Source organism: Mycolicibacterium rutilum, from assembly GCF_900108565.1.
Lineage (GTDB): Bacteria > Actinomycetota > Actinomycetes > Mycobacteriales > Mycobacteriaceae > Mycobacterium > Mycobacterium rutilum.
This window is the reverse complement of record NZ_LT629971.1, coordinates 2,881,117-2,892,090: the sequence shown is the minus strand read 5'-3', so window position 1 is coordinate 2,892,090 and position 10,974 is coordinate 2,881,117. Positions and strand designations below refer to the sequence as shown.

General features: G+C 69.0%; 12 protein-coding genes. 5 read left to right on the top strand and 7 right to left on the bottom strand.

From position 1 onward, the window contains the following. Window positions 1–110: 110 nt before the first annotated feature. Window positions 111–662, top strand: coding sequence for a DoxX family protein (locus tag BLW81_RS14170; protein ID WP_083407705.1), 552 nt, complete (start codon window positions 111–113; stop codon window positions 660–662). A gap of 199 nt (window positions 663–861) precedes the next feature. Then, the gene (locus BLW81_RS30160) at window positions 862–993 is read left to right on the top strand and encodes a hypothetical protein (RefSeq protein ID WP_101953086.1); all 132 of its coding nucleotides are present in this window, start codon (window positions 862–864) and stop codon (window positions 991–993) included. Window positions 994–1,078: 85 nt separating this feature from the next. On the opposite strand, the gene BLW81_RS14165 is transcribed toward BLW81_RS30160, so the two are convergent. The 3 genes from BLW81_RS14165 to BLW81_RS14155 are packed head-to-tail and all read right to left on the bottom strand — an operon-like array spanning window position 1,079 to window position 3,935. After that, window positions 1,079–2,077 carry an NAD(P)H-dependent flavin oxidoreductase gene (locus tag BLW81_RS14165; RefSeq protein ID WP_083407704.1) on the bottom strand — a complete coding sequence of 333 codons (999 nt, stop codon included), beginning with the start codon at window positions 2,075–2,077 and terminating at the stop codon, window positions 1,079–1,081. Then, the gene (locus tag BLW81_RS14160; protein ID WP_083407703.1) at window positions 2,074–2,826 is read right to left on the bottom strand and encodes a 3-hydroxyacyl-CoA dehydrogenase; all 753 of its coding nucleotides are present in this window, start codon (window positions 2,824–2,826) and stop codon (window positions 2,074–2,076) included. The genes BLW81_RS14165 and BLW81_RS14160 overlap by 4 nt, the downstream gene beginning before the upstream one ends. 17 nt (window positions 2,827–2,843) lie before the next feature. Beyond that, window positions 2,844–3,935 carry a CaiB/BaiF CoA transferase family protein gene (locus BLW81_RS14155; RefSeq protein WP_083410541.1) on the bottom strand — a complete coding sequence of 364 codons (1,092 nt, stop codon included), beginning with the start codon at window positions 3,933–3,935 and terminating at the stop codon, window positions 2,844–2,846. Window positions 3,936–4,025: 90 nt separating this feature from the next. Between BLW81_RS14155 and BLW81_RS14150 the strand changes: the two genes are divergently transcribed. Further along, window positions 4,026–4,844 (top strand): enoyl-CoA hydratase, encoded by an 819-nt coding sequence (locus BLW81_RS14150; RefSeq protein WP_083407702.1) that lies wholly within the window; start codon window positions 4,026–4,028, stop codon window positions 4,842–4,844. A gap of 79 nt (window positions 4,845–4,923) precedes the next feature. Beyond that, window positions 4,924–6,171: a tetracycline efflux MFS transporter Tet(V) gene (gene tet(V), locus BLW81_RS14145; protein WP_173839722.1), complete on the top strand. Its 1,248-nt coding sequence runs from the start codon at window positions 4,924–4,926 to the stop codon at window positions 6,169–6,171. Here the strand turns inward: tet(V) and BLW81_RS14140 are convergent. Genes BLW81_RS14140 through BLW81_RS14125 form a run of 4 tightly spaced genes read right to left on the bottom strand, consistent with a single transcriptional unit; the run spans window position 6,168 to window position 9,565 of the window. After that, window positions 6,168–6,881 (bottom strand): CPBP family intramembrane glutamic endopeptidase, encoded by a 714-nt coding sequence (locus BLW81_RS14140; RefSeq protein WP_083407700.1) that lies wholly within the window; start codon window positions 6,879–6,881, stop codon window positions 6,168–6,170. The two genes, tet(V) and BLW81_RS14140, sit on opposite strands and share 4 nt — an antisense overlap. Further along, a complete protein-coding gene (locus BLW81_RS14135) occupies window positions 6,878–8,026 on the bottom strand; it encodes an NAD(P)H-binding protein (RefSeq protein WP_083407699.1) in 1,149 nt (382 codons plus the stop codon). The genes BLW81_RS14140 and BLW81_RS14135 overlap by 4 nt, the downstream gene beginning before the upstream one ends. Before the next feature lie 34 nt (window positions 8,027–8,060). Further along, complete coding sequence (locus BLW81_RS14130; protein WP_083410540.1) at window positions 8,061–8,585, bottom strand: gamma carbonic anhydrase family protein; 525 nt, start codon at window positions 8,583–8,585, stop codon at window positions 8,061–8,063. Window positions 8,586–8,608: 23 nt separating this feature from the next. Further along, complete coding sequence (locus BLW81_RS14125) at window positions 8,609–9,565, bottom strand: GlxA family transcriptional regulator (protein WP_083410539.1); 957 nt, start codon at window positions 9,563–9,565, stop codon at window positions 8,609–8,611. Window positions 9,566–9,648: 83 nt separating this feature from the next. Here BLW81_RS14125 and BLW81_RS14120 point away from each other — a divergent pair, with 83 nt between their 5' ends. Continuing rightward, a complete protein-coding gene (locus BLW81_RS14120) occupies window positions 9,649–10,908 on the top strand; it encodes an MFS transporter (RefSeq protein ID WP_083407698.1) in 1,260 nt (419 codons plus the stop codon). The last annotated feature ends 66 nt before the right edge of the window (window positions 10,909–10,974 follow it).

Genomic DNA, 10,974 nt, shown 5'->3' with positions numbered 1-10,974 from the left:
GTAAGTCGACTGCTTCAACGCGCCCTCACTCCGGACACGGTTCGGACGCTGGATACGTTCAGTGCAAAACCTGTCGATGAGTTGTGAAGTGTCTGCTAGTCGTAATCACCATGACTGCGCCAGACACGACGACACTCACCCACGGGATCACCACGCGGCCGGACTCCGCCGCCGACATCGGCCTGTTGATCCTGCGCATCGGCGTCGGTGCGGCGATCCTTCAGGCCGGGCTCATCAAGGCCTTCGACTTCAGCGCGACGGTCGGCTTCATGGAGCAGGCCGGCTGGCGACTGCCCGGCCTGGCCGCCGCCATGGTCACCGCGGCCGAGACGCTCGGCGGCCTGGGCCTGATCCTCGGCGGGCTCACACCGCTGGCGGCGTTTGCGGTGATCTCGGCGATGGTCGACGCCTGGGCGGTCAACGTCTCGGGGGCCGCCTTCTGGTCCGACCCGTTCAACGTGCCCTTCCTGATCGGGCTGGGCGCCGTCGGCCTGCTGTTCCTCGGCGCGGGCGCCTACTCACTCGACGCCAAGGTGCTGGGCCGGACACACTGGGGAACCCGCGTCGCGGTCGGACTGCTCATCGCGGCGGTGGCCGCAGCAATCCTCACCTGGGTGGCGCTGCTGGGCACGAACCCTATCCACTTCAGCAATCCGGGCTAGCCGAACCCCGCCTGCCCGCCGAGTGTGCGGTTTCGTACGCGACCCGCCGGTGCAGCGGACGGAACCGCACGCTCGCGCACTGGACCAGCTAAATCCTTACCGGCAGGTAATAACGGACCCTACCGGGCGGTAAGAATTGCCACAGTATTCCGAAACGTGACTCAAAGAATCCTTAAAGGTTATCCCTACTGTCGAGTACATGTGGATCGACGACACCAGTGCAGATGTCATCAAGGTTGACTTCGAGGCGCTCTACCACGGCGATGTCCTGGTCGAGGGCGACACCTCCGAACAGCTCGACGACGAGCACACCCTGCCGACCGCCGTATAAGCGAAACGCGCGCCCGTAGGCGCGCGTTCGCGTTGGTGAGTTTGCCCGGCACGGGCGCTCTGATGAGCCCCTGCGCGCCGAACCGTTACGCCACGTTCTCTTCTTCCTCGTCCGCGATCATGTCGCTCAGCCGGCTGCCGATCAGCTGCTCGGCCTCGTCGACCATGCGCGCGACCAGATCCCCGACCGTCGGAATGTCGTTGATGAGGCCCATCGACGCGCCGACCGACCAGATGCCCGCGTCGAGGTCGCCGGTCTCGTAGACCTTCACCCCGCGCGACCCGGCGACCAGGTCCTTGACGTCCTCGAACTGACCACCGCGGTTGAGGGTCTCGACCACCTCACGCGACACCGTGTTGCTGGCCACCCGCGCCGTGTTGCGCAGCGGCCGGAAGATCAGCTCGGTGTCGAGTTCGCTGCCCGCGACGATCGCTTCCTTGACCTTCTGGTGGATCGCCGACTCCACGGTGCACATGAACCGCGAGCCCATGTTGATGCCGTCGGCACCGAGCGCCAGCGCCGCGACCAGGCCCCGCGCATCGGCGAACCCACCCGAGGCGATCAACGGGATGTCGATCTTGTCCGCCGCGGCCGGGATCAGCACAAGACCCGGGATGTCGTCCTCACCCGGGTGCCCAGCACATTCGAACCCGTCGATGCTGATGCCGTCCACACCCAGGCTCTGCGCCTTGACCGCGTGCCGCACCGACGTGCACTTGTGCAGCACCTTGATGCCGTTGTCGTGGAACATCGGCAGGTGCGGCGCCGGATTGGAACCCGCGGTCTCCACGATCTTGATGCCGGAGTCGACGATCACCTGGCGGTACTCGTCATACGGCGGCGGGTTGATCGTCGGCAGGATCGTCAGGTTGACGCCAAACGGCTTGTCGGTCAGATCGCGGCACTTGGCGATCTCGTTGGCCAGGTCGGCCGGCGTCGGCTGCGTCAACGCGGTGATGAACCCGAGCGCGCCCGAATTCGCCACGGCCGCAACGAGTTCAGCGCGGCCAACCCACTGCATACCACCCTGGACGATCGGGTGCTCGATCCCGAACGTCTCAGTAAACTTCGTCCGGATGCTCACCGCGGAGCCATCCTGATTGCGCCGTCCAACCGGATCACCTCACCGTTGAGCATCGGGTTCTCGACGATGTGGGTGGCCAACGCGCCGTACTCGTCGGGATCGCCCAGGCGCGCCGGATGCGGCACCTGCTTGCCCAGCGACGCCTGCGCCTCCTCGGGCAGCGAGCCCAGCAGCGGGGTCTTGAACAGGCCGGGCGCGATGGTGACGACGCGGATCAGCTCGCGCGACAGATCGCGGGCGATCGGCAGCGTCATGCCGACCACGCCACCCTTGGAGGCCGAGTACGCGGCCTGGCCGATCTGGCCCTCGAACGCCGCGACCGACGCGGTGTTGATGATGACGCCGCGCTCACCGTTGATCGGTTCTTGCTGGGCGATCCGCTGGGCGCTCAACCGCAGCACGTTGAACGTGCCGACCAGGTTGACCTCGATGACCTTCTTGAACCCGTCGAGCGGGAACGGTCCGTCCTTGCTCAGCGTCTTGATGGCGTTGCCGATGCCCGCGCAGTTGACGTTGATGCGCAGCGGGCCCATCTTCTCCGCGGCGTCCAGCGCGGCGCTGACGGCGGCCTCATCGGTGACGTTGGTCTCGACGAACTGCGCACGGTCGCCGAGTTCTTTGACCGCGTCCGCACCCTTGAGGTCGATGACGACCACCGAGGCACCCTTGTCGAGCAGCCGCTTGGTGGTGGCCAGGCCGAGGCCCGATGCACCGCCGGTGACGACGGCTACGGCGTCCTTGATCTCCACTTGTGGTGTTCCTTTCTCTAGGCCCAGTCTCGTAGGACGGCTTCGGTGTCGGCGCCGGGAGCTCCCGGCGGCGTCGGCGCTGCGGGCGCGCTGCGGGAGAACCGCGGCGCGGGCATCGGCTGCAGGTGGTCCCCGTCGCGGTAGAAGGTGTTGCGCTCGGTGACGTGCGGTTCGGACTCGACTTCGGAGAACGACAGCACCGGCGTCACGCAGGCGTCGGTGCCGTTGAACACCGAGGCCCAGTGGTCGCGGTCCTTGGCGGCGATCACTTCGGTGAACCGCGCCCGCAGTTCGGGCCAGCGGCCCATGTCGTTCTGGTCGGGCAGGTCCTCGTTCTCCAGCCCGAGGCCCTTGAGGAACTGGGCGTAGAACTGCGGCTCGATGCAGCCGACGGCGATGTGGCGGCCGTCGGCGCAGGTGTAGGTGTCGTAGTACGGGGCCCCGCCGTCGAGGATGTTGACCCCGCGCTTGTCGGTCCACAGCCCGTCCTGCAGGAAGCCCCAGATCATCTGGGCCAGCACGCTGGAGCCGTCGATCATCGCGGCGTCGACGACCTGTCCCTTGCCCGAGGTCTGCCGCTCGAACAGCGCCGACAGGATGCCGACGAGCAGGAACATCGACCCGCCGCCGAAGTCACCGGTCAGGTTCAGCGGCGGCACCGGCCGCTCACCGGCCCGGCCGATCGAGTGCAGCACGCCGTTGAGCGAGATGTAGTTGATGTCGTGGCCGGCCTGCAGCGCACGCGGGCCGGTCTGACCCCAGCCGGTCATCCGCCCGTAGATCAGCCGCTCGTTGACCTTCGCGCAGTCCTCCGGGCCGAGGCCCAGTCGCTCCGTCACGCCCGGCCGCAGCCCTTCGATCAGCACGTCGGCCTTGGCGACGAGCTTGAGCACCAGCGCGCGGCCCTCGTCGCTCTTGAGGTCGGCCGCGACCGAGCGACGGTTGCGCAGGGTCGCCTCACGCTTGCTGGTGGGGATGCCACCGAGCTTGCCCGGCCGCTCGATGCGCACGACGTCCGCCCCGAGGTCGCCGAGGATCATCGCGGCGTGCGGGCCGGGTCCGATGCTCGCGAGTTCGATGACCCGCAGTCCGTGCAGAGGTCCCGCCATTGCTTCAGCCGCCTTCCGTTCGACGAACGCCATTGATCGCCGACAAAGCTTACTTGTATAACCAAGTCGCTTATCCCTAGGGTTCTGGTCATGACATCTGTGGATGCGGACGCCCCCACCTACACCGGTATCGACGATCTGACCGTCGAACTCGCCGACGGTGTGCTGTCGGTGACGCTGAACCGGCCCGACAGCCTCAACTCGCTGAACCAGCCGATGCTGGCCGGTATCGCCGACACCCTCAACACCGCGGCCTCCGACCGGCGGGTCAAGGTCGTGCGACTCGGCGGCGCGGGCCGTGGCTTCTGTTCGGGCGCAGGCATCAGCGACGACGATCAGGCCCAGAAGACCGTCGACGGCCCCGCCTCGGTACTCGACGCCGCCAACGACGCAGTCCGCGCGATCGTCAACCTGCCCCAACCCGTGGTCGCTGCCGTTCATGGCGCCGCCGCCGGGGTGGGCGTATCGCTGGCGCTGGCCTCCGATGTCGTCCTGGCTGCGGAGAACGCGTACTTCATGTTGGCGTTCACCAAGATCGGGTTGATGCCCGACGGCGGCGCCTCGGCGTTGGTGGCCGCGGCGGTGGGCCGTACCCGCGCGGCCCGGATGGCGCTGCTGGCCGAAAAGATCTCCGCCCGCGAGGCATTCGACTGGGGCCTGGCGGCGGCGGTCTATCCGGCCGACGAGTTCGACGCCGAGGTCGGCAAGGTCCTCACCGCGTTGAAGTCGGGTCCGGCGGTGGCGCTGCGCAAGACCAAGCACGCCATCAACGCCGCGACGCTCACCGAGTTCGAACCGGCGCTGGGCCGCGAACGCGAAGGCCAGCTGTCGCTGCTGACCTCACCGGATTTCATCGAGGGCATCACCGCGTTCCAGCAGCGCCGCCCCGCCAAGTTCTCGGACTTCTGAGGGCCCCTCCCCCGCGAAAAATCGGTGGACGCGGCCGGCACCGGTCGGCGACCATCTGTGGGTGAGTACGCAATTCGAGATCCGCGACGTCCGCGGATGGCGCGTACTCGCACCGTTCCGGTTCCGCGAGTACCGCCTGCTGATCGCGGCGGTGACGCTGTCGATCTTCGCCGACGGCATGTTCGCGGTCGTGCTGGCGTTGCAGGTCATCGAGCTCAGCAATGACCCGGTTTCGCTGTCGCTGGTGACGACGTGCTTCGGCGCGGCCCTGGTGGCCTTCGTGTTGGTGGGTGGCATCGCCGCCGACCGCTTCCCGCAGCGCGCGATCATCATCGCGGTCGAGGCGGTCAACGTGCTCGCCTCGTCGACGATCGCGGTGCTGGGATTATCTGGCGCCCTGCAGATCTGGCATCTGGCTGTGGGTGCGGCGGCGCTGGGCGGCGCGGCGGCCTTCTTCTTCCCGGCCTACAGCGCGATCCTGCCGCGGATCCTGCCGCCGGAGCAGTTGCTTGCCGCCAACGGCGTCGAAGGCGTGGTGCGCCCGGTGTTTCAGCGTGCCGTCGGCCCCGCGGTCGCGGGTGTCGTGATCGGCGCGACGTTCCCGGCGCTGGGCGCCACCGTCGTCGCTGCGCTGTTCGCCGTCGGTCTGGCAATACTCGTCGCGACCCGGCCTGCGCTGAAACCGGCTGTCCCCGAACAGCACTCGCACGTCTTGCGGGATCTGCGCGACGGCTTCGCGTTCGTCGTCCGCACCCCGTGGCTGCTGTGGACGTTGCTGTTCGCCAGCATGTTCGTGCTGGTGGTGCTGGGCCCGATCGAGGTGCTGCTGCCGTTCATCGCCAAGGACCGCTTCGCCGACGGCGCCCGCATGTACGGGTTCATCCTGGCGTTCTTCGGGGTCGGCAGTGCGCTCGGTGCGCTCGCGGTGTCCTCGAGGCGGATGCCGCGCCGCTACCTGACGGTGATGATGGCGATGTGGGGGCTGGGATCGGTCCCGTTGGTGGTCTTTGGCTTCACCTCGTCGTTCGCACTGATGGCGGCGGCGACGTTCGTCATCGGTGTCACCGACGGCGCGGGCATGGTCATCTGGGGCACGCTGCTGCAGCGCCGGGTGCCGACGTCGATGCTGGGCCGGGTGTCGAGCCTGGACTTCTTCGTCTCACTGGCGTTCATGCCGGTGTCGTTCGCGATCGTCGGTCCGCTGTCGAAAGTCGTGTCGATGCAGACCATTTTCTTGGTCGCGGCCCTCGCGCCGGTGCTGTTCGCCGGCATCGCGATGTGGGCGGCGGGGATGCGCCGCGACGAGGCGGCCCATCCGCTCAACTAGACGCCGAAGATCGGCGGCAAGGCCAGCACCATCGCCAGCCCCCAGAAGAAGTGGGTCAGCATCGGTGCCAGGATGCCGCCGGTCATCCGGCGCTCGAACGCGCAGATGGTGCCGAGGATGATCGCGGCGAACCCCAGCATCGGGTTGCCGGTGGTGGCGGCCGTCGCGATCACGTAGAAGACCGTCGAGATCAGCACCGGTTTGACCGTGCCCAGCGCCGAGTACAGCGCGCCGCGGAAGAACATCTCCTCGGCCAACCCGTTGATCACGGTGATGAACGCGACCAGCGCCAGCGGTCCGTAGTCGGCGTATTCCAGTACCCGCGTGATGTATTCGCGCACGCCGGGGATCTCGCGGGCGATCAGGCCGCCGACGACGAACACCGCGGCCAGGGCCAAACCCACTGCGGTGCCGGTGATCACCGGCCGTTGATTGCGGTCGCGGAAGCGGATGCAGCCCATGTGCAGCGGACCCGACGCGAACGCGCCGAGCGCCCACACCCCCGCCAGCGCGAGCGTCAGCCAGTAGAACGACGAGTCACCGGGCGGACGCGTCAGCGAATATCCCAGCAGCGCAGCGCCGATGACGAGCACGACCGCGACCACGATGCGGCGCCGCCGCACGACGGCCGGCGGCTCGTTGCGCGGGACCGGGCAGGCGCCGACGATGTCCTTGACCTCGGCGAGCCAAGGAGTCCGGGCTTGGGTCATGCCGGACTCGCCTTCGGCAGCAGGTGCAAGACGGTGTCGAGCCCGGTGCGCACCGCCCCGGCGACGGGACCGGGCACCGCGCCGATCAGGCCGAGCGCGGGCCGGACGATCCCGGGTGTCACCGCGCCCGCGAGCTGCCGGATGCGCGGGACGTCGCCGCCCGCCCAGCCCGGGTCGGTGTCGGCGAGGTGGTGCATGTCGGTGAGTTCGTCGACCGGACGGCGCCGACGGCTGGCCAGCGCCCGCGTGATCGATTCCTCGATGCCGATCAGCCCGCCGGGCGGGTCCGGCACGAGCTCACGCAGCCGCGTGTCGGACGCCATCATCGGATGGTCCAGCGACTGCACCAGATCGGCCGCCAGCCCGCCGGGCACCGGCAGCACCGCCGCGGTCACCAGCGACACCAGCCCGGTGTCGACACCGTTGACGGGCACCTCGGCGCGCCACTTGCCTGCGATGCGCGCGTAGGTGCGCAACAGGTCGCCGTACGACGTGGTCTCGGCCCCGGTGATGTCGTACGCGCCGGCGGGCACGCGGTCACCGTCGGCCGCGGCGACGAGGTAGTGCAGCACATCGCAGATCGAGATCGGGTCGAGCGGGTTGGCCGACCACGACGGCATCGGGATGACCAGGAACCGGTCGCCGACGTAGCGCAGCATCTCGAACGACGTCGAGCCGGCGCCGATGATGATCGCCGCGCCGAGCCAGACGACGTCGGGCCCGCCGTCGACGTGCAGCGCGTCAGCGACCTCGGCGCGGCTCGCCAAGTGCTCAGACAGGTCGTCGCCGTCGGGCACGAATCCGCCCAGATACACGATGCGACGGACCCCGGCCTCCTTGGCGGCGCGCGCCACGTTGGCCGCCGCGCGGTTGTCGGCTTCGCGGAAACCGGGCTGGCCGATGCCGTGCACCAGGTAATACAGCACGTCGACCGGGCCGGCCTCGGCGAACGCCGACCGCGCCGACGCCTCGTCGTGCGCGTCCAGGGCGACGGTCGAGACACGGTCGTGCCACCCGAAATCGGCCAGCCTGTTGGGATTTCGGCTCGCGGCGACGACCTCGTGTCCCTCGGAGAGCAGGGTGGTCACCAGTCGGGAGCCGACGTAACCGGTCGCGCCGGTCACCAGGGTGCGCACATTATTCACGGTACGGCTGTACCCGAATCGGCCCCGGGAGAATCTAAGAGGCCGCCCCGCGGTGTACGTCGATGAGGTGCTGGTAGGCCTGTGCGTTGAACCGGTTGTGGGCGACCTCGTCGTCGCTGAGCTCACGACGGACCTTGCCCGGCACGCCCGCGACCAGCGACCGGGGTGGCACCACGAAGCCCTGCGGCACCACCGCGCCGGCGGCGACCAGTGAGCCTGCCCCGATCGTCGCGCCGTTGAGCACGACCGCGCCCATGCCGATCAGCGCGCCGTCTTCGATCGTGCAGCCGTGCAGCACGACGTTGTGCCCGACGGTGACATCGGCGCCGAGGCGGACCGGGAAACCGGGGTCGACGTGCACGGTGACGCCGTCCTGGATGTTGGAGCCGGGGCCGATCTCGATCGGTTCGGCCTCGGCACGCAACGTCGCGCCGTACCAGACGCTGGCCCGAGCGGCGAGCGTCACGTTACCGATGAGGCTGGCGTTCGGCGCGATCCAGGCTTCGGCGTCCAGCGTTGGGCTGTGTCCTCCGACGGAGACGATCAGGGGCTCAGGCATGCGCGTCATCGTAGCGGTAGCGGTCAGATGCCTTGGTACACCTTGCGGTAACTCGACGGGGACATCCCGACGCCGCGGCGCAGATGGTGCCGCAGGTTGGCGCCGGTGCCCAGGCCGGACCGGCGGGCCACCTCGTCGACCGGCAGCTGGTGCGACTCGAGCAGCTCGCGAGCGTGGTCGAGGCGGCGGTTGCGCACCCAGGCGCCCGGCGCCTGTCCGGTCTCCTCGCGGAACCGCCGGATGAACGTCCGCGGGCTCATCTGCGCGTGTCGCGCCAACCGCTCGATCGTCAGGTCCTCGTCGAGATGGCGCAGCGCCCACTCGCGGGTCGCGGCCGTCGAGTAGTGGTCCGGCTCGGCCACCTGACGTTCGATGAACTGGGCCTGACCGCCTTCGCGCCACGGCGGCACCACGCAGTATTTGGCGACGGCGTTGGCTACCTGGGTGCCGTGGTCAGAGCGAATGATGTGCAGGCACAGGTCTATTCCGGCGGCCAGACCCGCCGACGTGAGCACGTCACCGCCATCGACGAACAACACGTTCTCGTCGACCTGCACGCGCGGATGCAGCGCCCGCAGGTGGTCGGCATGTTTCCAGTGCGTGGTCGCGGGTCTGCCGTCGAGCAGGCCGGCGGCCGCCAGCACGAACGCGCCCGTACAGATCGACACGATCCGCGTGCCGGGGCGGATCGTCGCCAGCGCGGACGCCACCGCGGGTTCCAGCACTCCCTCGTGGCGGGCGGGGGCGTAGCGGGTCCCCGGGATCACCACGGTGTCGGCGGTGGCCAGCGTCTCGGGGCCGGCCTGCGCGACGACGGCGAACCCGGTGGTCGCGGCGACCGGTTCGGGGCTCAGCGCGCAGGTGACGACGTCGTAGAGCGGTGCGCCGTCGGCATCGGTGGCGCTGTCGAACATCAGCGCCGGGATCGTCGCGTCGAATCCGACGACGGGCGGCAGCAGCAGGACGGCGACTCGGTGCACGACCGCCATTCTGGCATGTTTTTGACGAGAGGTGTCATTCTTGCCACTAGTCGTGGTGACCGCAGGTCGGCGACAGTGTTCGGGTGACGATCACGGTTCCGCGGGCGACGCGGAGAGTTCACTGGGCCTGGGCGGTCGCCGCGGTCAGCTTCATCGCGATCCTCGGCGCGGCGGGGTTCCGGTCGGTGCCGGGCGTGATGATGAACCCGCTGCACGACGAGTTCGGCTGGTCGCACGGCGTGGTGGGCCTGGCGATGTCGGTCAACATGACGCTGTTCGGGTTGACCGCCCCGTTCGCCGCGGCGCTGATGGACCGGTTCGGGGTGCGGCCGGTGCTGTCGGTGGCGCTGGGACTGATCGCGGCCGGTTCGGCGCTCAGCGTCACGATGACGACCAGCTGGCAGCTCGTCCTGCTGTGGGGCGTCCTGGTCGGGGTGGGCACCGGGTCCATCTCGATGGGCTTCGTCGCGACCATCGCGACCCGCTGGTTCGAGGCGCGCCGCGGGCTGGTGACCGGGGTGCTGACGGCTGCGGGTGCGACCGGTCAGCTGATCTTCCTGCCGGTGGTCGCCGAGGTCACGACGCGGCATGGCTGGCGCTGGGCCTCGTTGATCGTCGCGGCGGCGGCGCTGTGCGTGGTCCCGCTGGTGCTGATCTTCATGCGCAACTACCCGCACGACCGGGGCTTGACGGCCTACGGCGCGACGAGCGCGGACCCGCCCGCGGTGAGCGGTTCGGGATTCCGCGCCGCGTTCGACGGGCTGCTGATCGGCGCGCGGGTGCCGGCGTTCTGGCTGCTGGCGGGGAGCTTCGCGATCTGCGGGATGACGACGAACGGGTTGATCGGCACGCACTTCATTCCGGCCGCCAATGATCACGGGATGCCGACGACGGTTGCGGCCGGGCTGCTGGCCACGATCGGCATCCTCGACGTCGCGGGCACGGTGTTCTCCGGCTGGCTGACCGACCGCGTGGACCCGCGCCTGTTGCTCGTCGTCTACTACACCGGTCGCGGGTTGTCGCTGGCGCTGCTGCCTGCGCTGCTCTCTCCGCAGGCCGAGCAGGGCACCTGGGTGTTCGTCATCTTCTACGGCCTGGACTGGGTGGCCACCGTGCCGCCGACGATCGTGCTGTGCCGGTACTACTTCGGCGCCCGCACGCCGGTGGTGTTCGGCTGGGTGTTCGCCGCCCACCAGGTCGGCGCGGCTCTCGCGGCCGCCTGTGCCGGTTGGCTGCGCGATCTGCAGGGCACCTATGACCTCGCGTTCTACTCTGCGGCGGGGCTTTGCCTGGTGGCCGCGGCGCTGTGTGGGCAGGTTCGCACACCGCCGCAAAAGGCCTAGTCAACGCGGCTGCGGCCGCGTACCGGCGGAGTCCCGACTTTGGCGACGGCCGATCACTGCCTTTAA

Excerpts from the sequence above, each read along its gene's own strand:
- BLW81_RS14170 (WP_083407705.1), top strand. The coding sequence starts at position 111 with ATGACTGCGCCAGACACGACGACACTCACCCACGGGATCACCACGCGG.
- BLW81_RS30160 (WP_101953086.1), top strand. The coding sequence starts at position 862 with ATGTGGATCGACGACACCAGTGCAGATGTCATCAAGGTTGACTTCGAG.
- BLW81_RS14155 (WP_083410541.1), bottom strand. The coding sequence starts at position 3,935 with ATGGCGGGACCTCTGCACGGACTGCGGGTCATCGAACTCGCGAGCATC.
- BLW81_RS14150 (WP_083407702.1), top strand. The coding sequence starts at position 4,026 with ATGACATCTGTGGATGCGGACGCCCCCACCTACACCGGTATCGACGAT.
- BLW81_RS14140 (WP_083407700.1), bottom strand. The coding sequence starts at position 6,881 with ATGACCCAAGCCCGGACTCCTTGGCTCGCCGAGGTCAAGGACATCGTC.
- BLW81_RS14130 (WP_083410540.1), bottom strand. The coding sequence starts at position 8,585 with ATGCCTGAGCCCCTGATCGTCTCCGTCGGAGGACACAGCCCAACGCTG.